Annotated in this window: 22 protein-coding genes; 10 read left to right on the plus strand and 12 right to left on the minus strand. The window is 34.0% G+C overall.

The genetic code is table 11. The features are described from left to right. Positions 1-82: 82 nt before the first annotated feature. Complete coding sequence (locus tag ABEG11_RS08950) at positions 83-2896, minus strand: TonB-dependent receptor (protein WP_348823824.1); 2814 nt, start codon at positions 2894-2896, stop codon at positions 83-85. A 240-nt stretch (positions 2897-3136) separates the two neighbouring features. On the opposite strand from ABEG11_RS08950, the gene ABEG11_RS08955 reads away from it, so the two are divergent. The 9 genes from ABEG11_RS08955 (at position 3137) to ABEG11_RS08995 (ending at position 12531) form a co-directional block, all read left to right on the plus strand. Next, positions 3137-3820, plus strand: a complete 684-nt coding sequence (locus tag ABEG11_RS08955) for a response regulator transcription factor (protein ID WP_348823825.1) — start codon at positions 3137-3139, stop codon at positions 3818-3820. 96 nt (positions 3821-3916) lie between these two features. After that, on the plus strand, positions 3917-5008 hold the full coding sequence (locus tag ABEG11_RS08960) for a sensor histidine kinase (protein WP_348823826.1): 1092 nt from the start codon (positions 3917-3919) through the stop codon (positions 5006-5008). A gap of 199 nt (positions 5009-5207) precedes the next feature. Further along, positions 5208-6521: a porin gene (locus ABEG11_RS08965; RefSeq protein ID WP_348823827.1), complete on the plus strand. Its 1314-nt coding sequence runs from the start codon at positions 5208-5210 to the stop codon at positions 6519-6521. A gap of 233 nt (positions 6522-6754) precedes the next feature. Then, positions 6755-7588, plus strand: a complete 834-nt coding sequence (locus ABEG11_RS08970; protein WP_348823828.1) for a phosphate ABC transporter substrate-binding protein — start codon at positions 6755-6757, stop codon at positions 7586-7588. A gap of 81 nt (positions 7589-7669) precedes the next feature. Then, positions 7670-8872 carry a phosphate ABC transporter permease subunit PstC gene (pstC, locus tag ABEG11_RS08975; RefSeq protein WP_348823829.1) on the plus strand — a complete coding sequence of 401 codons (1203 nt, stop codon included), beginning with the start codon at positions 7670-7672 and terminating at the stop codon, positions 8870-8872. Between the two features lie 2 nt (positions 8873-8874). Beyond that, the gene (gene pstA, locus ABEG11_RS08980) at positions 8875-9819 is read left to right on the plus strand and encodes a phosphate ABC transporter permease PstA (protein WP_348823830.1); all 945 of its coding nucleotides are present in this window, start codon (positions 8875-8877) and stop codon (positions 9817-9819) included. A 94-nt stretch (positions 9820-9913) separates the two neighbouring features. Next, positions 9914-10672 (plus strand): phosphate ABC transporter ATP-binding protein PstB, encoded by a 759-nt coding sequence (gene pstB, locus ABEG11_RS08985; protein WP_348823831.1) that lies wholly within the window; start codon positions 9914-9916, stop codon positions 10670-10672. Between the two features lie 108 nt (positions 10673-10780). Then, positions 10781-11461, plus strand: a complete 681-nt coding sequence (phoU, locus tag ABEG11_RS08990; RefSeq protein WP_348823832.1) for a phosphate signaling complex protein PhoU — start codon at positions 10781-10783, stop codon at positions 11459-11461. A gap of 389 nt (positions 11462-11850) precedes the next feature. Continuing rightward, complete coding sequence (locus ABEG11_RS08995) at positions 11851-12531, plus strand: hypothetical protein (RefSeq protein WP_348823833.1); 681 nt, start codon at positions 11851-11853, stop codon at positions 12529-12531. A gap of 511 nt (positions 12532-13042) precedes the next feature. Here ABEG11_RS08995 and ABEG11_RS09000 read toward each other — a convergent pair. The 10 genes from ABEG11_RS09000 to ABEG11_RS09045 form a co-directional block, all read right to left on the minus strand. Then, on the minus strand, positions 13043-14104 hold the full coding sequence (locus ABEG11_RS09000; protein WP_348823834.1) for a glycosyltransferase: 1062 nt from the start codon (positions 14102-14104) through the stop codon (positions 13043-13045). Between the two features lie 394 nt (positions 14105-14498). Then, positions 14499-15041, minus strand: coding sequence for a hypothetical protein (locus ABEG11_RS09005; RefSeq protein WP_348823835.1), 543 nt, complete (start codon positions 15039-15041; stop codon positions 14499-14501). A gap of 62 nt (positions 15042-15103) precedes the next feature. After that, positions 15104-18538, minus strand: a complete 3435-nt coding sequence (locus ABEG11_RS09010) for a DUF8818 domain-containing protein (protein WP_348823836.1) — start codon at positions 18536-18538, stop codon at positions 15104-15106. A 275-nt stretch (positions 18539-18813) separates the two neighbouring features. Continuing rightward, on the minus strand, positions 18814-20982 hold the full coding sequence (locus ABEG11_RS09015; RefSeq protein WP_348823837.1) for a peptidase domain-containing ABC transporter: 2169 nt from the start codon (positions 20980-20982) through the stop codon (positions 18814-18816). Between the two features lie 19 nt (positions 20983-21001). Beyond that, entirely contained in the window at positions 21002-21850 is an 849-nt protein-coding gene (locus ABEG11_RS09020; protein ID WP_348823838.1) for a DUF6625 family protein, read from the minus strand. Continuing rightward, complete coding sequence (locus ABEG11_RS09025) at positions 21847-22365, minus strand: peroxiredoxin family protein (RefSeq protein WP_348823839.1); 519 nt, start codon at positions 22363-22365, stop codon at positions 21847-21849. The genes ABEG11_RS09020 and ABEG11_RS09025 overlap by 4 nt, the downstream gene beginning before the upstream one ends. A 162-nt stretch (positions 22366-22527) precedes the next feature. Next, positions 22528-23160, minus strand: a complete 633-nt coding sequence (locus ABEG11_RS09030) for a hypothetical protein (RefSeq protein ID WP_348823840.1) — start codon at positions 23158-23160, stop codon at positions 22528-22530. Between the two features lie 563 nt (positions 23161-23723). Then, positions 23724-23942, minus strand: coding sequence for a hypothetical protein (locus tag ABEG11_RS09035; protein WP_348823841.1), 219 nt, complete (start codon positions 23940-23942; stop codon positions 23724-23726). A gap of 18 nt (positions 23943-23960) precedes the next feature. Continuing rightward, a complete protein-coding gene (locus ABEG11_RS09040) occupies positions 23961-24170 on the minus strand; it encodes a hypothetical protein (RefSeq protein ID WP_348823842.1) in 210 nt (69 codons plus the stop codon). Positions 24171-24660: 490 nt separating this feature from the next. Next, positions 24661-25107 carry a DUF2059 domain-containing protein gene (locus ABEG11_RS09045; protein WP_348823843.1) on the minus strand — a complete coding sequence of 149 codons (447 nt, stop codon included), beginning with the start codon at positions 25105-25107 and terminating at the stop codon, positions 24661-24663. Between the two features lie 190 nt (positions 25108-25297). Between ABEG11_RS09045 and ABEG11_RS09050 the strand changes: the two genes are divergently transcribed. Continuing rightward, positions 25298-25522 (plus strand): helix-turn-helix domain-containing protein, encoded by a 225-nt coding sequence (locus tag ABEG11_RS09050; protein ID WP_348823844.1) that lies wholly within the window; start codon positions 25298-25300, stop codon positions 25520-25522. A 72-nt stretch (positions 25523-25594) separates the two neighbouring features. Here the strand turns inward: ABEG11_RS09050 and ABEG11_RS09055 are convergent, their stop codons facing one another. Further along, the gene (locus ABEG11_RS09055) at positions 25595-26851 is read right to left on the minus strand and encodes an aspartate kinase (RefSeq protein ID WP_348823845.1); all 1257 of its coding nucleotides are present in this window, start codon (positions 26849-26851) and stop codon (positions 25595-25597) included. Positions 26852-26983 lie beyond the last annotated feature (132 nt).

The following is a 26983-nucleotide window of genomic DNA, read 5'->3' on the forward strand; positions in this document are numbered from 1 at the left end:
GATTTTCAATAAGATATCATATGTTAAAACAAAAAAGCTCCGAAATTCGGAGCTTTTGCTTTGTTGTAATCTGGGTTAGGTTTTAAAAAGTATAACCTAGTTTTAATGAGAATCCAATTCCTTTTTTATAACTGCTTGCCAATAGAGATTGTTCATCTACTTTTATAGTTCCATCATTTCCGAATTCCAGTTTTCGTAGCGGATTCAATAAGTTGTCTGCAGTGAATTTTACATCAAAGTGCTCCGAAATCTTGCTTCCCCAAACAAAGTCTAATTGCTGTACCGGCAGTTCGTAAGTATGATCCTGGCCATTAGTTCCTACTGCAAATATTCTTTTGCCAAATACACCATACACTAAAGAGATAGTGTTGGTCCAGTCGCTGCTAAAACTGAATTCATATTTTAGATCCGAATTGACCATCCAATCGGAGGCTCCTTGTAATGATCTTGACTGGTGAGTTTCAATAGAAGGCTTGTCTGTAATAACTCCGTCCTCATCTATAGATTCAGAAGTAGGGCTTACAGAAACTTTTGATGACATCAAAGTAGCATTAAATCCCCATGAAAAATTACCTAAGCTTTCGTTGATTCTTTCTAAACCAAGAATGAATTCAGCTTCAAGACCAAATAAGTTAGCACTTTCAGAATTTAAAAAAGTTGTAATGGTTCCAGTTGTAGCATTAGAGACAAATGTTTTTTCGATTGGATTGATAATGTGTTTTCCAAATATTCCAATAGCAAAGACTTCTTTTGCAGTAGGGAACAATTCATATTTTAAGTCACCATTATAATTGTCGCTGTTTTTCAAAATAGAATTTCCTTGAGTCGAAGTTCCATCGGCATTTATATATGATATTGGAAATGCTTCCATGATAACAGGCCGGCTGTATGTTTTGCTTGCTGCAAAACGAATATTAGCAGTTTCCGTCAATAGATATTTTAAGTTTAACGATGGCAAGAAATAAGTGTTATCGTATTTTAGTATTTTAAAATCAGCATCAAAAGTTCCTAATGTTCTATAGTGTGTTTCTTTTGTAGTGTTTTCAAATCGAATTCCTGCATTTGCTTCCAGTTTTTCTCCAAATTTCCAAAACAGATTTGCATAACCAGCATTCGCCATTTCATCCAGTTTAACTTTGTAAGTAGCATTAGAACTTTCGTTAAAAGTCACCTTGTGAGCTAAAATGTCATTAATTATCTGTGGGTCAATATCATTTATACTGGTAGAAATACCGCCATTTTCACTGGCACTGGCAACAAAACGGTATGATGATTCCATCGATGATCCATTACCATTATAACCAATAGTTAATTTGTTCTGCTTGTCGTTGTTTCCAAATTTTAAGTTATACTCTACTAAAGCAGAATAAAAGGAATCACCATCTACTGTTAAATACTGACGTAAGAAATTATTTCCGCCATATGAAGTACTGATCAAATCTTCACTTTCTTTAATACCTGTAAAGAATTTTCTATCTGGCTGCTCATATTTTGTAACAGCATAGGAAGCTCCAGCTTTAATTGTCTGGTTTTTGTCTTCGGTTATTGCATATTCGCCTAGCAATTGTCCATTTAAGTAATCACTTTTGTCTAACTGATTTGTACGAATAAGCGTGTTTTGAATTGCAGTCCCTCCAGATTGACCGAATTGATCTTTTATAGAGTTTAATGTAGTACGGATGTACATTGTATTAAAAGATAATTTAAGTCTGTCTGTATTAAAATTTAATCCAATCAATGCAGAATTTGTTGTCTTAAAACGATAATCAGTAGTGATGAAATTGTTAACATACTTTGAACCTGTAGTCTGCAAATCGATTGTTCTATCCACACCCTCTCTTACTGCAAAATTATTATCGTAGTTTAAAGAAAGCAAATACGAAAAAACATTACTGTTTTTCAAGTTGAATTTTTCAGCATGCAAAAGATTGATACTTGTATTCAAAGGGCTTTTCTGCTCCATTACACTAAAACCTTTGTCATTGCTTACTGATTGTAAAGCTTGATTGGTTGTGAATTTTTTTCGTGTCGCCGTTTCACCCAAAAAGCCTGGCAGTTCTCTTTCACTTCCGTTAAAACCCCAAAATCCCTGTGGCGTTTCGGCATCTTGAGAAAGCAAGAAATCTTTAAGGCTGTTTCCAGTGGTGTAACCAAAACCAAGATTTAATTTGGTAACACTCTTATTTACTTTTGAGGTTTGTATATTAAAAGTTCCTCCAGCAAAATCTCCATAGATGTTTGGGTTAAATGTTTTGTAAACATCAATTGTTCCAACAATGTTCGTTGGAAACAGATCCAAAGGCACAATTTTTGAAAATGGATTATTCGTTGGCGCCGCTAATTCATTAATCAATAAATTATTGTAACGGTCTTCCAGTCCGCGTACAAATAGTCCACGAGAGCCTACTTTTGTAATTCCGGTAATTTTAGTCAAGCCTTCTTCTACATCACTGACTCCTTTGCGTGACATTTCCTGTGCTCCAATACTTTGCTTAATGACAACGGCCTGTTTTTGTTCTAATAATAAAGCAGTTTCTTTTTCGCGTCCTCCACCATTGGATTTTACTACTACATCTTTCAATTTGTAGCTTCCAGATCCTAATGAGTTATTCAGTTCTACTGTTTGACCAGCGACAACAGTTACAGGAGCTTCTACCGTTTCGTAGCCCAAAAAGCTGAATTGAATTGTATAATTTCCAGGAGCAGTTGTGATCGTATATTTTCCGTCAATGTCCGTATTAACACCAATTTTTGTTCCTTTTATAAGGACATTCGCAAAAGGCAGCGGCTGATTGTTGGAATCTTTGTCTAATAAAACACCTGTTATGGTTCCGTTATTTTGTGCCAAACCAATAACGCAAATAAATAGTGTAAAGAATAGAAATTTTAATTTCATTTTAAGTTGTATTTAATTTTCTGCAAATAAATGGCAGGATTCTAGTCTTTGTGTTAACTTCGGGTTATCAATCAATGTCATAATTATTATGAAATTGTTACCATATTAAATTAAGGTTAAGTCGGCCTTTTTTACATTGTTAATAATAGTTTATTGTTACTTTTACATTGCAATAAAAAGTTATTGTATCTTATTATAGAGTTGTATACAATATAAAAAGCTTAATTTTTGCTACTAAATATGAAGAAAAGAAACACAAAAATTCTTCTGGTTGATGATGAACCAGATATTTTAGAAATTGTAGGTTATAACTTAGCACAAGAAGGCTATCAGATAGTTACCGCAGTCAATGGGAAAGATGCTATCGAAAAAGCAAGAAAAGAAATTCCAAGCCTTATTATAATGGATGTTATGATGCCAGAAATGGATGGTATGGAAGCTTGCGAAAATATTAGAAAAATACCTGAATTAAATAATGTCATCATTACTTTTTTGACGGCTAGGAATGAAGACTATTCCCAAGTAGCCGGTTTTGATGCTGGAGCCGATGACTATATTACCAAACCTATAAAGCCAAAATTGCTGGTCAGCAAAGTAAAGGCATTGTTAAGAAGGCTAAAAGAACAGGATCAAAGCAGTGAAACGCTCAATGTGGGCGGTATCGAAATCAATAGAGAAGAATATAAAATCGTTAAAAACAATTCCGAAATCGCTTTGCCAAGAAAAGAATTTGAATTATTCTATTTACTGGCTTCAAAACCTGGAAAAGTATTTAAAAGAGAAGAGATTCTGGATAAAGTATGGGGCAATGATGTCGTAGTCGGCGGAAGAACAATTGATGTACACATCAGAAAACTTCGAGAAAAAATTGGTGATGATCTTTTCAAAACCATAAAAGGTGTAGGATATAAATTTGAAGTTTAAATTAAGAACTTGAACTAAAGACTAAGAATCCAGATTTTTATTTAGCTTCGCATAGTCTATATTCTATGCTTTAAAATCTATATTCTAAAATAAATAATGAAAATCAGTTTCAAAAAGAGTTACAAATTTGCTATAAAATCAGCATTGTATATCAGTATATTCGTGTCTGGGTTTTCTATGATACTTTCTAGAATTCTTTATAAATCTTCAATCAATAGCATGTTGCTGTTTGGATTTATTAGCCTGTTTTCTGTTTATATATTTTCTTTTTTTGTTTTGCAGTATCGTGTAGAGCGCTTTATATACAGAAGGGTGAAAAAAATATACGATGATGTTTCTCTTTTAGAATCCAGCACATTTATCAATAAGCCAATCAATACCGATATGGAAACTCTGACCAGAGAGGTAAAAAAGTTTGCTACCGATAAAAAGCTCGAGATCGAAATGCTGCAGATACGCGAAGAGTATCGACGGGAATTCCTTGGCAATGTTTCCCACGAGCTTAAAACACCATTGTTTACAGTACAAGGATATTTGTCTACACTTATTGATGGTGCAATGGAAGATAAAACCATCAGGAAAAAATATTTGAAACGCGCCGAAAAAGGAGTCGAACGATTGATTTATATTGTAGAGGATCTCGATATGATTACCAAATTAGAATCAGGAGATTTGAATCTTGAATTTACAAAATTTGATATTGTAAAGCTTATCAGGAATGTTTTTGATCTGCTTGAAATGAAAGCAGACAAAAAAGATGTCACTCTGGCTTTTGAAAATGACAATATTCAGCCCATTTTTGTAAATGGAGACAAAGACAAAATTCAGCAGGTAATTGAAAATTTAATTGTAAACTCCATAAAATACGGAAAAGAAGGCGGTTTGACAGAAGTCTCTATTGTGAATCTGACTAATAAAAAAGTACTCGTTCGCATTTCTGATAACGGCGAGGGCATAGAAGCTCATAATATTTCCCGCATTTTTGAACGTTTTTATAGAGTTGATAAAAGCGGTGCCCGTACCGAAGGAGGTTCAGGATTAGGACTTTCTATTGTAAAGCATATTATCGAGGCTCATAAAGAGAAAATTTATGTCGAAAGTGAGTTCGGAATAGGATCTGAATTCTCTTTTACACTCGAAAAGACATATATAACCGATCATTATGGAGTAAAAAAGAAATTAAATTAATGATTTGGTAATTATTACTTAAACAATGTTAACTAACTGATTTATAATTAAATAAATTTAAATTAAGGAAAAAAGAAACCATTTTATATTACAGAAAAAGACGATTAACATTAAATTGTTGTCTAAATAACATTGTGTTAACATTAGCTTAACATAACAGCTTCACCTTTGCAAAAAAAATAATAAATCATAAATCAAGATGAGAAAAATTTTATTTGCAAGTTTATTAATTGTTTCATTTTCAATAAATGCGCAAGATAAAGATAAAAGGAATGCTGAAATCCAAAAAGAAGTAATCCGTGTTTTAGACTCTATAAACGCTGCCAATAAAGAAAAGCAGACTCAAAAAGAAAAAGAAGACAAAGATGCCTGGTACAAAAAATTTTCTTTTAGAGGTTATGTACAAGTAAGATACAACGGATTATTTTCTACAAATGATAAAGTGTCTTGTGAGCAATGTGATAAATCATGGGGAACTACTTCGGCCGATCCAGATGCCAAATCCAACAATGGTTTTTTTATAAGACGCGCCCGACTAGTTTTCTCGGGATATGCGCTTCCTAATGTGTTTGTTTATATTCAGCCAGATTTTGCAAGTTCACCTTCTACAGGAGTAAATAATTTTGCCCAGCTTAGAGATGCATACGCTGATATTTCATTTGATAAAAAAAGAGAATATAGAGTTCGGATTGGGCAAAGCAAAATTCCATTCGGTTTTGAAAATATGCAGTCCAGCCAAAATCGTTTGACTCTTGACCGTAATGATGCCTTAAACAGCGGTATACCTAACGAAAGAGATTTAGGAGTATTTTTTTACTGGGCTCCTGCCGAAATAAGAGAGCGATTTGCAATGCTCGTAAAAGACGGCTATAAAGGTTCTGGGGATTATGGAGTATTTGCTTTTGGTGCATACAATGGTGCTAATGTGAATAAAACCGAAGCCAATAGAGATTTGCATGTTGTAACCAGGATTACCTATCCATTTGTTATAGGTAATCAGATTATCGAACCAGGTTTGCAGGCTTACACTGGAAAATGGGCTTTTACAAGTGAAATATCACCAGGAGTAACAACAAGTTTTAATAAGCAATATGTAACAGATCAAAGGGTTGGCGCTACTTTTGTACTGTACCCAAAACCATTCGGAATTCAAACAGAATATAATATCGGGAAAGGGCCACGCTATGACAAACTTACCAATGCAGTTGAAGTTACCGATTTAAGCGGTGGTTATGTAACTTTAAATTACAAATGGGATCTGAATTTGGAGAAACACCATTTTTTATATCCTTTTGCTAAGTTTCAATATTATGACGGAGGAAAAAAATTCGAAAAAGATTCTAGAAGTTATATTGTAAGAGATTATGAGTTTGGTTTAGAATGGCAGCCATTGAAAGCATTTGAATTAACTGCTGAGTGGGTTGTCTCGGACAGGACTTTTGAAGACAGCGTTTTAAAAGAGAATAGACAGCAGGGAAATTTATTGCGGTTGCAAGCCCAGATTAATTTTTAATATTTAACGGAATTTTTTAAAAATCAGGCTGTTTTACAACTGGTGAAACAGCCTTATTTTTATTTATTGTATTGATAATCAGTAATTTTTATATTTTGTTGATTATGATATTTTTTCTTTATTGTAAAATTAGTGTAAAAATATCTAAATAGTAAAGATTGAATAACGAACGCTTAACATACGCTTAACGCAGCGATATTACTTTTGCTAAAAAATTAAAAGACACGTAAAAAATGAATACAACTAAATTTAAAATAGCAATCCTCTTAATAGCAGTAATGACAATTGGATTTTCATTTACAACTATTAATAAGGTAACGGTAAAAGGTTCAGATACAATGGTTATTTTGTCGCAAAAATGGGCTGAGGTCTATATGAAGAAAAAACCAGGGACTTCTATTCAGGTAACAGGAGGAGGTTCGGGAGTAGGTTTGGCAGCTTTAATTAATGGATCAACTGATATTGCCAATTCCAGCCGTCCTATCAAAACATCTGAAGTGGAGAAAATAAAAGCAAAATATGGAACATTGGGAGTTGAAATTCCATGTGCAAAAGATGGTTTGTCTGTTTTTCTTAATAAAGGTAACACTGTATCAGAATTGACTTTGAAACAGATTGGAGATATTTTTTCCGGGAAAATAACAAACTGGAAAGAAGTAGGAGGAGCAAATGCTAAAATACAATTGTATGGCAGAGAAAGCAGCTCAGGTACATTTGAATTTTTTAAAGATCACGTAGTTAAAACTGATTTTTCTCCTTCTTGTCAAACTTTGCCTGGAACTGCAGCAATTGTAAATGCAGTAAAAAAAGATAAATATTCTATTGGTTACGGAGGATCTGCTTATGCTGAGGGTGTAAAAGACTGTGCTGTAAAAAAAGATGCCAAAAGCAAAGGTGTTTTGCCAACAGTTGCTACGATTAAAAATAATACTTATCCAATTTCGAGATATCTGTATATGTATTTGAAAGCAAAGCCAACAGGCGAAACCAAAGCTTTTATCGATTGGATTTTGAGTGCACAAGGCCAAGGATTAATTGCCGAAGTTGGATACTATCCTTTGAAGTAATAATGCATACCGCATCCCTCATTGCATTTTAGAATGAGGGATAGTGGTGCATATACTATATGAACTTTCTAAAAAAATAGAATGAATTCTCAAACACCCCCAAAATCAAATACTTTTACAGAAGAAAGCTTAAAGAAGCAATTCAGGATTTCTGAGTTCCTGGCCGAAAAGATTATTTCATCCGTTGCTTTTCTATCTATAGCAGTCATTTTTTTAATATTCATTTTTGTTTTTAAAGAGTCAATACCTTTATTTAGTCCGGGATCATCTTCTAAAGCAAAAATTGAAACTGCTGCACAATCTGCTGATAAGCCCGAATCGTACAGCGCCTCAGAAGAGCTTAAGCCAGAATCGTATGGTTCTCCAGCTGCCGAAGATTTAAAACCTGAATCGTATGGTTCTGAAACAGTTTCGGATGATGAATTAAAACCTGAATCGTATGGCGATACTCCAAAGGAAGATTTAACCGTTTCATCCGATGAGGAAACTGCAAAAGTGGTTTCGCAAAATCAAGAAGGAGCAGATAATACGTGGAGTACTTTTTTTTCTACAGAATGGGTTCCAGTATCTGATAATCCACGATTTGGATTGTTAGGGCTCTTAATCGGAACTTTGAAAGTGACTATTATTGCAATGCTTATCGCCGGTCCTTTGGCAGTTTTAGCAGCTTTATACACTTCCTGTTTTGCATCCAGACGAGTGAAAGAAATTATCAAGCCCATTATCGAAATGCTTGCTGCTTTTCCATCAGTAGTTATTGGTTTTTTTGCCTTGATGGTATTGGCTAGTTTTTTCCAGAATGTTTTTGGGTATGATTCCAGATTAAATGCTTTTATTGGCGGAATAGCAATGGCTCTGGCAGCAATTCCAATAATTTACACGATATCCGAAGATGCACTGGCTGCAGTTCCAAAAACCTATACCGAAGCCAGTTTGGCTCTTGGGGCTAGTAAATGGCAGACTGCTTTTTTTGTGATTTTGCCAGCAGCAACTCCAGGTATTTTTGCCGCTTTATTATTAGGAGTAGGAAGGATTTTTGGAGAAACTATGATTGCGCTTATGGCAACTGGAAATGCGGTATTAGTTTCTGCAAATCCTTTTGAGAGCGTAAGAACTTTTGCAGCAACAATTGGTTCCGAAATGGCCGAAACGGTATTTGGAGAAACACATTACAGTGTACTGTTTTTTATAGGCTCACTGCTTTTTGTTTTCTCATTTGCATTAAACGCTGTGGCCGAATTCTATGTGAAGGGTAAATTATTGAAAAAATTCCAAGGTAAATAAATATGGAAACAGTTTTAAATCAAACAGAAAATCAATTTTTTTCTGCAAAGAAAAGCGGCTCGGAAACTAAAGGAAAATTTTTTATTGGCCTGACCCAATTGGCTGTAATACTTATTATTGCTATCCTGTTTGTCATTTTGGGAATTATTGTATATCAAGGGCGAAGCAAATTCTCTTGGGAATTTATTGCATCTTTTCCAACTAATGGTATGACCGAAGGAGGAATTTTTCCAGCTTTGATAGGGACTTTTATTCTGGTAATCGTAATGTCATTTGCAGCAGTTCCTTTTGGAACCATTACAGCACTGTATTTAACTGAATATGCTGGCGAAAACTCCAAATTTGCAGCTGCAGTCCGATTCTCGGTACGAACGCTGGCAGTTGTGCCTTCTATTATATTTGGTCTTTTTGGTCTTGGGTTTTTTATACAATTTATTGGCGCAGGAGCTGATAATCTTCTTAATGATGGTCAATTGCGCTGGGGACAGCCCAATATTCTTTGGGCAAGTTTAACCATGTCTTTGCTGACATTGCCAGTTATTATTGTTTCTGTCGAAGAATCTCTAAAAACCATTCCTAGAGAAATGAGGGAAGCAAGCCTGGCACTTGGCGCAACCAAATGGCAGACTATCCGCAAGGTAATTCTGCCCGAATCAGTTTCGGGAATTATGACGGGAACAATCCTTGCAGTTAGCAGGGGCGCTGGCGAAGTGGCACCAATTCTTTTTACGGGAGCTGCTTATTATCTGGCTACATTGCCGGGATCTTTGAGCGATCAGTTCATGAATTTAGGATATCATATTTACATTATGTCTACCCAGTCTTCTGATGTCGAGAAAACAATGCCTATTCAGTTTGCTACTACTTTAGTTTTGTTAATCTTAACATTATCACTCAATGTAGTTGCAGTCATTATCAGGGCTAGAATTAGAAGGAAAGCGAAATAAAGTATTAAGTATTAAGAAACTGCTGTTGTAAAGAATAGTTTTGGATGTAAAAATTAGTATTCTTTTTTGACTAACAGACTTAACCAATAAAAAAATGAAAGACATAAAAATAAAAGTTAATAACCTGTCATTATACTACGGCGAAAAAAAGGCGCTGAATGAAATCACAATGGATATTCCAGCCAATAAGGTGACTGCCCTCATTGGTCCTTCAGGCTGTGGTAAATCAACGTTTTTGAGATGCATTAACCGGATGAATGATTTGATTCCGAATGTTTCCATTACAGGAGAGATGCTTGTTGAGGGAATTGATATCTATAACAAAAATGTAGATGTTGTCAATATCCGAAAAAAGATTGGAATGGTTTTCCAGAAATCCAATCCTTTCCCGAAATCCATTTATGAGAATATTGCGTATGGCCCTAGAATCAATGGTATTAAAGATAAAGTCCAATTGGATGAAATTGTAGAAACCTCTTTGCGTCAGGCTGCCATCTGGGACGAATTGAAAGACCGCCTGGATGATTCTGCCCTTGGACTTTCTGGCGGTCAGCAGCAGCGTTTGTGTATTGGAAGAACATTGGCGGTAAGCCCGGATATTATTTTGATGGATGAGCCGGCTAGTGCATTGGATCCTATTTCAACTTCCAAAATTGAGGAATTAATACATCAGTTAAAGGATCAATATACCATCATTATTGTAACACACAATATGCAGCAGGCAGCGAGGACGAGTGACCAGACAGCTTTTTTCTATATGGGAGAGCTGATCGAAATGGGCAAAACCAATACGATATTTACGAATCCAGCGCGAAAACAGACCGAAGATTATATCACTGGAAGATTTGGATAAAAGTATAATTTAAAAATTAAATGATTTAAAAATAGAAAGACCAACTATCCCTTGCTGCAAACGTAATTTTTAAATCTCTCAATTTTTTTAATCTTTAAATAAAAAAAAATGACAACACATTTCGAAATAGAATTAAATAAATTAAAAGGCATTATTGAAAAAATTGGGCTTCTGGCAGCAACTCAAGTTAGTGAATCCATCAAAAAACTTTTGTTTGAGCCCGAAACTGTTGAGGTAAAAATCATCAAAAAAAACGAAAATAAGATTGATAAACTAGATGTAAAAATTGATGAGGTCTGTCAGAGTATTTTTGCTTTGCAGCAGCCCGTTGCTTCTGATCTGCGCTTTATTATGTCGGCGATGCAGATAAGCAATGAGTTTGAACGGATTGGGGATTTATCGCTAAGCATTGTAAAAAAGTCAAAAAACATAAAAGAAAAACACGATTTGATTGTGAAGTTTTCTGTTGGCGATATAACCAAACAGGTGGAATTGATTACTGCCAAAACGAATAATTATTTTTTAACGCGTCAGGAAAGCACGATTGGAGAGATATTCGTTTTGAGCAAGGAAATCAAAAACAAATCGGAAGATACTATTCATGAAATTATCAATGAAATGAAGACTAATTCCAAGGCGGTTGTTTCTGGAACGAACTTGATAATAGTTCTAAAACATCTGGAACGCATTTCCGAGCATTGTACCAACATCGCGGAGTATGTTTATTTTATGGTCAATGCCAAAATTATCAAGCATGACAAAATAGATGATATACTGCCTAGAGAATAGTTTTCAGTTTAGCATTTAAAAGTCAATTTAAGAAAGTCGGAGCTACTGTGGTGGTTTCGACTTTTTTTATTGGTTTTTTTGAGTTTTGGATATTGTGGGCTTTGTTTTTATGTCTTGGGGTGAAATTGGGCTAGCCAAGGTGTAGGAGTTGCAGAGACTGAATGGAAAAGCGGAAATTGTATTTTGTAAGTTTGTGACTATAATTTTCTATATTTGAAAAAGGCAGTAGTTGTGTGTAATATTAAAAAAGCTCCTCGGAAGACCAAAGAGCTTTAAGTAAATCTTTCACTTAATTACGTTTTCTCTATTGAGAAAAGAGGCTTGATTAAGCATTACTGTACAAATATAAGGCATATACTTGTAAAATCAACTTTTTTAAGAAAAAATTAATGAGATATAATAAGCTTGAATACTATCTTTCTCAACCTAGACTAAACATATTTTTATTAGTTTCAGGTAATTCAAAAACAAAAGCGCAAAAATTATACATAGCAAATTTAAGAGTTGCACAATCTTTTTATCCGGTATTGAATTTATTTGAAATATTTTTGAGAAATATTTTTAACTATCAGATATCTGCACATTTCGCAAATCCAAACTGGATTGTTACGGAGAAAAATGGTTTTATGAATGACAATTCATTAAGTGGATCAAGGTTTTTTCTTAAAAATTCAATCATAAGTGCTGAAAGAACTATAAGAAGAAAAGGCGGAGTAGTAACGGCAGGAAAAGTTGTTGCTGAACAATCTTTTGGTTTTTGGACTAGTTTATTCGATACTCACCATTACCGGCTAATTGGTGGAGTTGTTATACATTCTTTTAATAACAAACCTGCTGGAATTAATAGAAGTGCAATAAGTCAAAAACTAAAGAGAATAAGAGAATTTAGAAACAGGGTTTATCATAACGAATCTATTTGCTTTAATGGTAATGCAATTGATTTTACATATGCGGAAAATATCAAAAGCGAAATATATGAAATGTTGAATTGGATTGATTCAGATTTGACAGACTATGTTGAATTTTTTGATGCAATTGATAGCAAAATAATTATTGCGAAACAGATATGAAAAAAGACTTGCTCAAGTACTACAACGAATTTAGGCAATACGTTTAATGGAAAAATGGTTTTGAGTTGGGATGATTTAGCAAATCTGAAAAGAGGACTAATTTTTTGTTTGGCAAGTTCGCTTCGTTCCTTGTAATAACGTTTTTTAACATCCCAATATTCCGCAAACTTGTCATGCTGACGAAGGAAGCATCCCCACAAGTAGCTCGCCAAAGGCAGTCCCAAACGTTGGGGAATACCACACGGAGATGCTTCCTACATCAGTATGACAATATTGGGAGCTGTTGTATGAAATATTAGTATCTCTGCAAAAAAGCAAAATCTCTCTCCTTAGCCCCGATTACTTCGTCATTTCGCTTCGCTCGTGTGCAGTGAAAATCCTTGTGGGCTGGGGTTCGGCCCACAAGATTACTTCGTCAGTTCGCTATCGCTCGTGTGTAACGGAAAGCGGGACGAATGTTTCCTGAAAATGCCCAATCTTTCTGCTCCTAAAAATTTTAATTGCAGTTATTTTAAAAGACTTTGAACAGCTCTTCCCAATTTACGGTACTTTCTAGTTTTGGCAGTCCTTGATAATGATCAATTTTTGAAATATCTTCGATTTTAAAGTGCTCTTGGCAGGTAAAGGGAACAAGACCATCTTCCTGCAGTTTTTCGGCGAGATAAACCTGCTCGTATTGCCCGGGAGTGGGGATGAAAAAAGCTTTTTTGTTCAGTTTTACCAAATCCATGATTGTGGTGTAGCCGGATCGGCAGAGGACTTTTTCACTTTCGTTGAAGGTGTGTTCCAGCTGGCGGGTTTTCATGAAGTTATAGTAGGTTACGTTTCCTATCTGTTCTTTCTTTTGTTCGGCTTCGATGATTCCTTTTATGAAAACGACTTTTCCTTCGAAACGTTTTACTTCTTCGGTAAGATGGGCTTCCAATAATCCGCGCTGAGGTTCGGGGCCGGATAAGATAATCATCAGGTCATACTGGATGGGCAATGCCTTTTTGTGCATTCGGCTCAAAGGCCCGAGATAGTTTAATGTAAGGGAATTGTTCTCTAAATGCCCCAGTTTTCCGGTAAGATTTAATTCGGAATTGACATCGGGGATCCAGCAGGCGGTATATTTTTTTATGATGTGCTGATGTATTTTACTGGTAAGCCAAGTGGTGTTTCCGGTTAGAACATTCAGCTGGTGCGTGATAAAGACAGACGGGATTTTTTTGCTGTAAACTCCTAGTCGGTTGTCCGAAATGATTCCGTCGATTTCGTATTTTTTAATCCATTTTTTTACGATTTTTTTCTCTTCGCTGATGGCTTCGAGCATTCGGGGTAAGCTTTTTATCAGTTTCCATTTAAAGTTTTTGCCGTTTTTGGCATATTCAATTTGGTAGGATGGCAATTTAAGAGTTTTCAAGTACGGAAATTCTTTGCGAAGCAACTCAAGTGCAATCCCATCAGAAGCAATTATGGGTGTGAAGTTGTTTTCCTGCAATGCTTTGATAATTGGGATACAACGCGTAGCATGACCTAGTCCCCAGTTTAAGGGCGCTACTAAAATGGTTTTATTTTCGGAGTTCAAATTCATGTGCAAGTCTTACGGTTTAGTTGTAAGGCTAAGATACTTGGTGTGTTGCTTTTTAATGTTTGCAATGTATTACTAAAAGATTATTTTAAACGATAAGTTGTATGTTTATTTTTTTTGGGTGAATGCGTGGTTTTTTGGCCACGGATGAGACGGATTTAAACGGATTGTCACTGATTTTTATTAAGTTATCTGAAATCTGTGTTATCTGTGGGCTATTTTTTAGCTTTAATTTATTCTCGCAAAGGCGCAGAGGCGCAAAGCTTTGCATGTATTTCTTTGCGTCTCTGCGCCTTTGCGAGAATAATATTGGAACAAAGTTCAGCGAGAGATTGAGGAAATAAAAAAAGGCTTTCCAGATTTCGGAAAGCCTTGAGTTGGAACTCAACAAACAGATTTATTGCTTGATATACGTTTTATTTCCGTTTGAATTGATGTAATATTTGCCTCCCTGCGGACCTGTGTATACTTTTTTGCCGTTGTATTCTCCGGTTACTTTATCAGCTGTTTTGACTGCCGATTTTGTTTTATCCGAAGTTTTGGCAACTTCTTTTTTTGCTTCTTTCGATGCTTTGTCTGCAGTTTTTTTGGTCTCTTTTACGGTTTTATCGGCTGTTGCTTTGGAGTCTTTCGATGCTTTGTCTGCAGTTTTTTTGGTCTCTTTTACGGCTTTATTGGCTGTTGCTTTGGAGTCTTTCGATGCTTTGTCTGCAGTTTTTTTGGTTTCTTTTACAGTTTTATCAGCCGTAGCTTTGGAATCTTTAGTTGCTTTGTCTGCTTTTTTCTTGGTTTCTTTAGCCTTTTTTTCGACAGTTGCTTCTTCTTTGGTTTTAGAAGTTTGACCATAGAAAGTGTTCGAAGCAATAAGGAAGAAACTTAATACCAATAATTTTTTACTTAAGCTTAACAGTGTGGTTTTTTTGTGAATTTGTAATTTCATAACAATAAGTTTTTAGATTGAACCTAAATTTACAAATTTATTTTTAATATGGCATAAAACATTTAAAAATAAGCTCTTAACTCAACGCTTCCTCTGTGAATAGCGTCGCTTGTTTCACTTTTTCGGCCTTGGTAAATTAAATTCAAGTCTAAAAATTTAGTAAGATTCACTTGGAATAAAGTTCTCCATGTCATGTTTTGTCCTTTTTGAAGTCCCTCAAGCATTTGATATCCCGCCGATGAATATTCATTGCCGATAAAGTCATTTTTATACAATGAGATTTCACTATTGATGTTGAATTTCGAACTGCCTGTATAACTGAATGCAGTACCAAATCGGTTTTGTTCCAAAGTATCGAGACTGCCAATTTTATTTTCCTTGTTGAGATATTCATAAAAAACATCCAAACTGATTTTGTCTGAAAACAGGTAACTGATTTTTGGGAACCATGAATGTCCTTCGATGTTATAATTTTTTTCGGCAAAGGTGAGGGACTCTGTTTCGTTTTGAATGGTTTTGCCAATAATATCAAACAGCCAGCTTTTTTTCAGTAAATGCTGGTATTCCAATTGATGAAAACTGTTTTCATTTTTTAGTGTGCCAATGGACAATAGATTCTGGGTTTCATTTTTTGTAAAAGTATACGTAACCGAATGCTCTCGTTTTCCACGGTTATAGGCCAAGCTATTGCTGAAGGTTTTTAGTAGTCCCAAAATAGCATCCGAAGGTGATTCGAATGGATTGAGTTCCAAATGATTTTCGTTATTTTTGACTTTTTGTTCCATAATAAAGGAAGTCTGCATGTAAAAATGGGACAAGCTTTTTTTGTAGCTGTTGTCGTTTTGCCAAATAATGGGATTGATAATAAATGACTGGGAGAATCTGTTTTGGTTGGTTTTGATATAAGTTTGATTGGGTAAAAATATTCGTGTGTACTTTGCCAAATCCGAAAATGGAGCAATTTCGAATTCCTCCAAATCCTTTATTCCGTTTCCGTTGTAATCATTCCAAGTATATTTTCCCTGACCGGCCGGAACTTCAACATAAGTGTAATCCTGAAAAGGCATTGTTCCCGAATTGGTTTCATAACGGGTGTTGCTTTGAACCAGTTTATTGAAAAACTGATCATTGTACGCAATTCGGGAGTTGAATGAAGGTGTGTTTTTCAGTGCAGGATCGGTATAGTTCAATTGTCTGTAGTTGACAAATATCGAAATATCACGGGTCTCTGTCTTCAATAATTTGGATTGAAAATTATAACTGTTCGAAGTGTTTACCCTTTGCAGTAATCCGTTTTGAACACTGTCGTTTATTCTTCTGGCGTAGCCCAACTGCACATACACTTTGGTGCTGTCTCCGTGACCTGCGTATATCCCGTATTGCGAGAAACGCTGGCTCAGCAAGGAGAATTTTTGGGTTGCCTTGTTAATTTCCTGATTGTCTTCAAAGTGAAGGGAACCTCCAACCCAATTTTTTTTGTGATGATAACGAAACTGTGAAAGATTCCTCAAAAAGGTGGAAGTGTTTTCTACATCATCACTTTTTAGATAACTTCCATCGTTTTTTATGTTCCATTTTTTGAATTCAAAATTAGCGTTGAGATTATTTTTTACCCCCGAATAGGTATTGGAAAGCGCTAATTTTTCAAATGCATAAGTAATGTTGGCTACGGTCGAAGAGTCTTTTTTGGGAATCAAACTAAAATTGAAACCAGTTCCCAGCAGACTTTGGTTTCCAGTTATTACAGATGAAGTGACATTCCAATCCCGATAAAACTCAATGCTATTGATGCGTTCAACGGGCTTGAAATTGGCTTGAACGGCTTGATAATTGGCAAATGCATCGATGTTCCATTTTTTGGAATAAAGACGTTGTTTTGCGTTGATTTCGGCAGATATTCCCTGATTATTGGCGTCGTCTATGGATGAAAATAAATTTTGGTCATTGTTGCTCACCGCCAGTTCAAAAGCCACAGCCGTTTTTTCGGAAGGATTGTATTTCCCGAAAAAAGTAGCCACCTGAGATTTCAATGGAGCAATCAATTGAATGACCGGTTCGTAATTTCCCTGCAGGACTCCGTTGACAGGAGCTGAATATTCGAATATTTTATCGACGCTGGTTGGGTTGGTCAAAATATAATTTCCTTTGGCTTGACCGACTAAAGTAAACGTAACATTATACAATTCGTCATTTGGATCTGTGGAATATTCGTAGATTGTGGCAGTTCCTTGTGTGCTTTTTTTATACTGAATTTTCTTTTCGTCATAAGTTGCAACAACAGCCGATGGGGCAACCATCAAATTTGTGTCGTCACCGGCTTCTTTCAAAATCAAGGCTTGCTCTTGCGAAAGATTTTGCTGGACAGGCTGATTTTTCAAATCACTTTCAGAATATACGATGGCTCCAAAATTCCATTTTTTGTCCGTAAAAGTTCCTCCGTCATAAGTGATGAATCGGGAGTAATTGTTTTCGGAAAATTGATATTCGACTACAATCCGCATTTCCGAAGTAATAGGGAATTGCGGAGTAAACACGATTTCCCCCGAATTGTAATCAATAATATAATCGTTTTCCTGACCTCGCTTTAATAAAGTGCCATTGACATAAACCCTTTCCGAACCAATGATGACCAAAACATACAATTCGCCATTTTTTCCAACCAGTTTATAAGGCCCCTGATTGCCTTCCTGTCCTTTGAAATTACTGCTGGTGTAATTTCCGGTTACGAGTCCGCCCGAAGCAAAAACAGTTGTCTTTTTGTCTTCGTTTCCAAAGTTGACGGTTGCCAATAATCCCTGTATTTTCTTGTTGAAAGTAAGGAAACGTGTATAGTTGTTGCCGATAAAAACATCGCCCGCGCGAACATTCCAGCTGTCGGTAAAAAGTTCCATGAAAATATTGTCATATTGGTTCAGCCGTTGAGAATAGCTTCCTTCCTGAACCGGAATGTTGGTATCCTGAATGGAGGCGCGAATACTGAGTTTATCGGATAGTTGCCCCGTAATCCTAAAGTCCAGCTTCGAATTGACCACTGCATTTTGATTATTACCGACAGTAACACCTCTTGAAAGACTGCCATCTGCTACAAGCCCGTCAAAAGGGATGTTTTTGGGTAGCGTAGGGTTTTCGATGCGGTATAAACTTTGATTCGTGGCATTGTTGTCGATAATTTTACTGCTGTCGTAAATGGTATATTCCTTGGTTAGGAAATCAGGCAGTTTTAGATAATGAACGGTTAGGGAATCAGTAGGGGGAATGTTTCGGTTTTTGAATAAAAGAATGCCTTTTGGAAAGTTGACTTCGTAGGAAGTGCTGTCGACAATTTGGTTTTTATGATCCAAAATTTTAAAAAAATTCGGATTGATACTCACCTGTTCCAGATGAATGGTATCTGTTGTGAAAGCTATTTTTTTGGTGCTGTACGCCGAGTCTATTTCCTGAGCCTGAAGTCCAGAAAAATAAAAAATGACAATCCAAAATAATACTTTTTTCAACATAAACAATATAACTCCAAAGTGCCAAAATTAGTGTATATTATTTTATGACTGTCCGTAATTCATACTATGATCTAAATATTGAAAAATATACTTTGCGTCTCTGCGCCTTTGCGTGAAATTTGGCTCGCAAAGGCGCAGAGATGCAAAGAACAGTAAGTGTTAAGTTTGCAAAAAAATCGATAACTTATCTATTATGAGAGTTGGTACTAGTCACGGATAGTCATATATTGTTTTATGATATGTTAATTAGAGAACCAAGGAAGTTTTTACAAAATCTAAGCGGTTTCCCAAAATATACTATAAAAATTTTCGGTTTCCATTAGTTTAGAATGATTTCCAGAGGTAGAAATTGTCTTGTTTTCAAGAATATAAATAGTGTCGGCTATGTTTTTAAGCATATTCAAACGATGAGAGATAAAAAATATTGCACATTCTTTTTTGACTTTCTGTAAAATATTTATAGTGAACTGTTCTGTATTTCTGTCCATTGCAGCTGTAGCTTCGTCAAGAATCAATAGTTGAGGTTTTTTATATAAAGCTCTTGCCAATGCAATAATTTGTTTTTGCCCTCCAGATAAATTAATTCCTTCTTCTCCGAGAATTGTTGCTAAACCTTGTGGCAATTGATTAAAGTAAAAATCAAAACCATATTCCTGTATAAATTGATTCAGATTCTCCAGTGCTTCTGTTTTACCAAGCAAAATATTATCAATTACATTTCCATTGAAAATGGTAATTTCTTGTGGAATTACACCAATTAAAGCTCTGTAATTTTCTAAATCAATTTCTGAAAGCTGGTTTTGATTATTTATTACAATTTCACCTTTTTCATAGCCATAAAAGCGTTGTAAAATCTGACCCAAAGTACTTTTTCCACTGCCGCTTTCTCCAACAATGGCTGAAAGTTTTCCTTTTTGTATTTCAATGTTTATGTTAAAGAATAATTCGCTTCGTCCAGCAAATCGGAAGGAAAGATTTTTTATTTGAATGTTTTCTAAAGATGAAATTACAATGCCTTCTTTTTTCTCTTTTTGGATAGAAGCAAATTCAAACATACGGTTAAAAGCAATTTTTGCTTCATTGATAGGAATCGAAATTAAAGCTAGGTTAGCAATGGATGGCAATAATGAACCTGAAATCCCTAAAACCGCCATTAATTCTCCTAATTTCATTTCTTTATTAAAAACGGCAATAGAGGTGTAGATTAGTATACCAATTAAGAAAAACACGCTCGATAACCCAGATTGCCAGGACAATTGAATATTAATTTTTCCTAAATTGAATATTTTTTCTTGAAAATCACCAAAAACCGTTGAATTCTTATTGCTAAATGTAAATTGACGATTGTTGTTTTTTATTGTCGCAATTCCTTGCATTGACGAAATATAATTACTTTCATTTAGGGCATAACCTTGCATGACTTCTTGTTGTGCAGTGATGATTTTAGTGTTACTGCGGTAAAGAATGTAAAAGTAAAAAGGCAAACTAATTAAGGCAATTAATGCTACTTGCCAAGAATATAGAAACAGAAATACTATAGAAGTAATTGAAATTAAAACATCAATTACTAAACTGCTAGCGAGCATTTTGAGGACACTTTGAATTCGGCTTGTATCGTTTAATCTCGCTACCAATTCGCCAATTTTTCTAGTGTCAAAAAAGGGTTTTGGCAAATGCAAAAGTGAATTGAAAAATTGATTGTTGATTCGATTATTGAAATCTTTTGATTGTTGAAGCAAGAAAAATTCCCTTAAAATACTGAAACCTACTCTTGCTAAAAGTAAAACGGTTAACAAAATAATTCCAGTTATTAGTTTTTTGATATTGTGTGAAGGTAAAATATCATCTATTAATTTTTGTGAAAAAATAGACATTGCCATTCCTAGTCCAGCTACAAAAACACCTATTATTGTACTAAATACAAGTAATTTGTAATCTTGCTTTAGTAGATTAATGAAATATTTTTTTTTATTGCTTGCAATCTCTTTGGTAGTTATAAAACTTTCGTTGGGTGAAACTGTCAAGCATTGTTTTGAAACCCAAAGTTTGTCTAATTCTTCTTCCGTAAGGGTATAAAGTCCTTTGGCTGGGTCTCCAATCAAGAAAGTTCCTTTGTCTTTTTCAATGTCAGGCTGATAAGAATAGCATACCACATAATGATCTGAATTATATTCTAGAACAAATTTTAAAATTACAGGTTCGCCATGGTATTTGAGCGGTTCTATTGCGGCATGTAAACCTTCAGCTGTAAAGCCCAATTCGTTTGCCACTTGGTATAATCCTAACATTGTCGTGCCTTGTGGTGTGGTGCCACTCAATTCCCGCAATTTTTCGAGCGAATGATTTCCGTTATAGAATCTGATTATGGAAAGTAAACAGGCAACACCGCAATCCGAACGTTCTAGCTGCAAGGTATGCGTTTTTTGAATATGTTTTGATATCATTATTTATCGAAGATAATTACTAAACTGATATTTTATTTCTCACAATATCATTAGGAGTAAAATGAAACTCATCAGGCATAGGGTCTAAAGCAATATGGTCTAGACATACATTTTTGAGTCGAATCAAATTATAATACATTCCTTCAAATTCATTTTTGTAAAGGATGGTTCCTTTCTCCCATTTGACATCACCAGGCAAACCTTCAACAATAATAAAATCAAAAAATGCTTTTATTTTTCCTTCTTTCTCAGCTTGTTTTACAACATAAGTCATGCTTTGGATTCTGTCAGGAAAGTCAAAAATTGAAGCGCCATTTTGTAATTCATAAAACAAAAAATTACATTCATCAAAACAAAAGTGTTCTGGTCTGCTAAAAACCATTTGATAATCTTTGCTTTGCATAAACAAGGTATTAGTGATTTCGACATTGCGATACAAACAAAAAGTACCTGTTATAAAATCGTGCCGGCTGCTAATAACATCGTGATTTTGCAATAATTCCTCGGTCATAAATTCTCGAATGTTGCCATAAACCATGTCAATATCGCCGTGACCCCAAAAATCATATCCTTTGAGTATTTCCGAAAAAATAAAACCGTAAGCAGGTTTGAAATCGCATAATTTATACGGATATTCAAGGTTTACGGTAAAACCCAATTTTTCTGAAGCTAAACTCCTAATGTCTTCTGGGGTTTTAAAAACAATTTTCACATTATCAGGCTTGTTTGGAATGGTATTCACGTTATTGGTAATGATAATAAAATCAACGCTTGGATTGTACTTGCAGGATTGAATAAAATATGGAAAATACCAAGGGTAATCACCATACCAGCAGGTAAGCATCGCAATAGATGTAGTTTTTGTCATTTTTTTAATTTTTTGAGAATGTTGTCAATTTTAACTTCACCTTTTATTTTTTCAAGTAGTTTTTTATTTTTATCATAAATTACTACGGTTGGAATTGATTTAACATCGAAAGCAGTTGCGAAACTAACTTGCTTATCACATAGAAAAGTAACGGTATCATAATGGTCAATTTTATATTTCTTGGCAAAAGCCATTATTTTTTTAGGTTCTTCAAACGAGATAAAAACAAGTTGAATGTCTGCAAATTTTTCTATATTTTCCTGAATTTGGATAGCTTCACTCTGGCAATGTTCACATTCGCTGTTGAAGTATAGAAAAACAGTTGGAATATTCTCTTTTAAGTCTTTTTTTGTAAATGTTTTGCCTGCTGTAGTTTTGTATGAGAATTCAGGAATGGTTTTGATGTGTTCTGCCACTTCTTTTTTATAGTTTATTTTGTTGATTACTTTGTAACCCATAAATGCAATCAAAGCTAAAAGGAGTGTTATAATAACGATTTTTAAAGTTTTCTTCATTGTTTTTTGTTTGCTATAAAGAGACTTGTAATTACTAATACCATTGAAATAGTACTCAAAATTAATGAGCGTGAACTTTCACCTTGATATAAAAAGCTAATGATGTGTGAAATGATTAAAATGGCACACGCAAAAATTAAAATCTTTCTAAACAGAACCATTTTATGAGTAATTAAGAGTAAAGAACATTACTGTTACTACCCACAACAATAGAGTTGGTCCATAACTGTAAGCTACGATTTTTAATCCTTTATCCATATTGGTTTGTGTCGCTTTACCAATGTAATATGCCAGAATTAACCAGTATGCCAACTCAAATAAATTAAGCGTCTGTAAGGGATAAATAAACCAAGACTCCAATCCTTTGTAACCCACAATGTTTAAGGCAGACATCGGATAGTAATATTGAACATCCTCTAATTTATAATTGGTTTGGAAAAAGTAAAGCCATACTATTTTGAATACTGGAACTAACAAAAACACAAACTCTGCAGTAAGTACATAACTCCATGATTGCTTGAAAGTAACCGTAACCTTATCAAAAAAGTTGGTGCCAATGTATAATACACTTGCAATAATAGTAGTTTTTAACAATAACAATATTGGCATAAAAACATTGCCTACCCATTGCCATTTTTCTTGTAACTCAAAAAAATGTTGTATTTGTTTTTGTGTAAGCTGTTCGGATAGTGAATCGTAAAGTAGCTCTTTAAAACCCAATACACTATTTGTAATTTTCGATAATATAATTGAAGCTATAGAAATTATAATGTACTTTAATAATGTACTTTTCATGAATTTTATCTAGAATTATTATTGTTTTTTGAACTTAAAAAATCAAAAAGTTTTAATATAAATATAGAAATTATGAACACTAACAATCCTTCAATTAATGAAAAATCTCTTTTGATTAAAAATTTATTTATAATGATATAAACAAAAATAATTATTGATAATATAAATGAATTCTTGCTATTTAACATAGGTTTTTTCTTTTAATGTTAATAAAAAAAGATATTCGTCGACTAGCAAACATATATTATCAATCCAAGAATGAAGCATATAAATAATTATAAATCCTATTAATATTTCATTTTCTAATATATTGTAGAAATATTGATAAATTATTAGAAAAAGCATAATAATTATAACAACTAGTAATGTTTTTTTTAAACTTTTTATTCTCCCTAAGTAAGTTTTATAGTCAATATTTGAAATCCTATTTTTTTTGTAAATTGCATTTTCCAAAAACAATAAACGATTTTCTATTTGGTTAATCATAAAAAATGAATTTAAATCAATAGATTGTAAAAACTACAATCTATTGATTGATTTAATTTGTTTTAGTAATTGATTAATTAATCAAAAAGTGCTAAACAACTTGCATAAGTTATAACAGCTCCCCAAGAAGCAGCACCACCAGTACCTACAATTATTGTGCCCACTCCTACACCACATCCAAAAGCGGTCCAAAATCCACTCCCAGCCATAATATTTTCCATTTCATCTGGTGACAGTTTACCTTCAATATTGGAAAGACTCATTTTTTTAATTTCTGTTTCTACTAAATTTTTCATTTTTATTTTTGTTTTAAATTAATAAGCATTACCTGAGCAAACCATAAAAGCACCCACCATAGACCATCCACCAGTTGCTACAGATGTTACTAGTCCTAGTCCTAGTGCGAATCCACAAACTATTTCACCCCCACTGCCAGCCATAACATTTTCCATTTCTTCAAGCGTTAGTCTGCCTTCAATATTGGCAATACTCATTTTTTTTCTCTTTACTTGTAATTTTTCCATAAAATAATAATTTGTTTGTTAATAAATTAATTTTTTGTATTACAAATATTCAAAATCAGGTAGTTACTTCCTATTCGAAAACGAATAATTTTAAATTTTAACATTGTAAATTGATGTTTTTTTAGTGCAATATTCAACCACATTTAATCCTTCTGATATAAAAGCAAAATAATGCCGATATAATATGAAATTGTTCTATTCTCATATTACATCGGCATTATACTAGAATATTTTGGATTTAAAATATAAATTCGTTTGGTATAAATTACTGAGATTTATTTTTTACTATAAAATAAAATAGCAGCACATTCCAAATAAACAGCAGAAAAAGTAAAAATCGAATCCATATTTCATCAATTTGTATAAATCCATCTTGATTTAGAGAGAGTATAATAGCTGTGAAAATATTAAAAACAATAATAAATAATTTGGGATTAATTTTTTTCATGTTTTTAGTCTAATTGGAAACAATTATAAGTAGCTTACCTCTTTATTTTGGTTTTGTCAGCGAATAGTTGCTTTGTGCAGGAGCATCATCTTTATATTTTGTCATTAGGCCTTGCAATTGTTGGCTCCATTCCTGTGCAGCTTGCATTGATTTTTGACTAAGTTCACCTGCCTTTTCATTCATTTTTTTGCCAACGGGAGTTTCATAAAAAACAATCATTGCTTTTATGTCGTCAGGGGTGTAAATTTCCATATAAACATTAGCCATTTTGTCAAGTAAACTCGGAATTGTAGCGTCAAATTCTTTAGAGAAAGTTTCTTTTTTGCTCTCTGGAATCATACTCAAAATTTGCGGTTTTACGGATTTTATCTGAGCATCGGCACCACTAATAGAAATCAATTTTAATACATCGGCTTTAAAAGAGGCATTTTGTGCTGTTGTTATTTGTGCAAGTAACAAGAATGCAATAGGGAGAAATAGTTTTTTCATTTGATGATTTTTTAAATTTAAATTGTCTGAATTACAAAAATGGATTAACTATTATTCGTTTCCTATTCGAAAATGAATAATTTTATAGAGTAATTGGTAATTTTATTAAATTTTTAAATTTATATAAATATCACTAAAAGTGGGTATTGATACAGTTGTTTTAATATGAGATATTTACAAAAAAAGCATTATGAGTATAGGTGTTAGAATAAAAAGACTTAGAGAGTCATTTAATTTTTCACAACCTGAATTAGCTTACCGTTTGGGAATTTCGCAAACGACTTTGTGTAATATAGAAAGTGATAAATGTAAAAAAATTGATTTCCTGCTGATGGTTAAGGTTTGTCAAGAGTTTGATGTTACAATCGATTATTTTTTAAAAGAGAAAAAATGCAGTCAGACAATAGTTGACTAATTTTAATAAAAAAAATGGAAGCCGAATTCTCAACTCCCATTTTTAAATGGTAATCAGTTTTTTGGTAATATGTTAATTCTCTTTAGTTACAATCTGCATTGTCTCTCTGCTTACTTGTTTCAACAAAACTGTTTTGTTTTCTTCAACTGTTTGAGCAGCTTCTTCGCTAAAATGTCTGATGGTGTATAAAGTAACATTTTCGGTGAAATCCACTTTGAATTTTTTCGAAAGTATCGCGTTACAGTCATTGAAGTTGCCAAATTTATCTTCTACACAAACCGAGAAACTGATGGCTGAATTCTGAATCAGGTTTACCTTCAATTTGAATTGGTGGAATAATCCAAAGATTTCGCTGATGTTTTCTTCCATGATGAAAGAGAAATCTATAGATGAAAGAGAAATCAATAATTGGTTTCTTTTTACAATAAAACAAGGCAGTGACGGTTCCAAATCCACTCCTTTGGAAACAGCAGTTCCTTTCAGCAACGGATTGATGAACGATTTTACGTACAATGGAATTTCCTTTTTCTGTAAAGGCTGCAATGTTTTTGGGTGAATTACCGAAGCTCCGTAAAACGCCAGCTCGATGGCTTCACGATACGAAATCTGGTTCAGAAGACTTGCATTTTCAAAATATCTTGGGTCGGCATTCATAACTCCAGGAACGTCTTTCCAGATCGTTACACTTTCGGCATTGAGGCAATAAGCAAAAATTGCTGCAGAGTAATCTGATCCTTCACGGCCTAAAGTGGTTGTGAAATTATTTTCGTCAGAACCTAAGAATCCTTGAGTGATGTTTAAGATTTTGCGTGGAATATTATTAGCAATATTCTTTTGTGTTAGATCCCAGTCTACTTCTGCATCACGGTAAGTAGAATCTGTTTTTACAAAATTTCTAACATCCAGCCATTGTGTCTGAATACCTTTGAAAGACATAAAATGACTTAATATAGTTGTCGAGATCAGTTCTCCAAAACTCACGATTTGATCGTATACAAAATTGTAATTTGGAGATTTATTGTGAGCTAAGAAATATTCTAAATCTGCAAATTGAGTATTTACAGCTGCAAAAACTTCATTCTTTTCATCTTCAAACAAATCCAATAAGATCTGATTGTGGTATTTTTTTACTTCCTGTACCGATGAATTTAATTCCGGTGATTTGTCAAAATAATTCTTGATTACATCTTCGAGTGCATTAGTCGTTTTCCCCATTGCCGAAACAATTACCAATACATCTTCATAACCTACCTGCTGTAAAACGTCATAAACGTTTTTAATTCCGGCAGCATCTTTTACTGATGCACCTCCAAATTTGAATACCCTCATTTTAATTCAGATTTTAGATTCATTTTTTTCAGGTTTTACGCTGAAATAATAATATTTAATTCAAGTTGCTAGTTAATTGATTTGTTTAATTGTAATCCAAATACAAACAATGTAAGCTTTATTAGAAACCCT

This window comes from Flavobacterium aestuarii, from assembly GCF_040049115.1.
Lineage (GTDB): Bacteria > Bacteroidota > Bacteroidia > Flavobacteriales > Flavobacteriaceae > Flavobacterium > Flavobacterium aestuarii.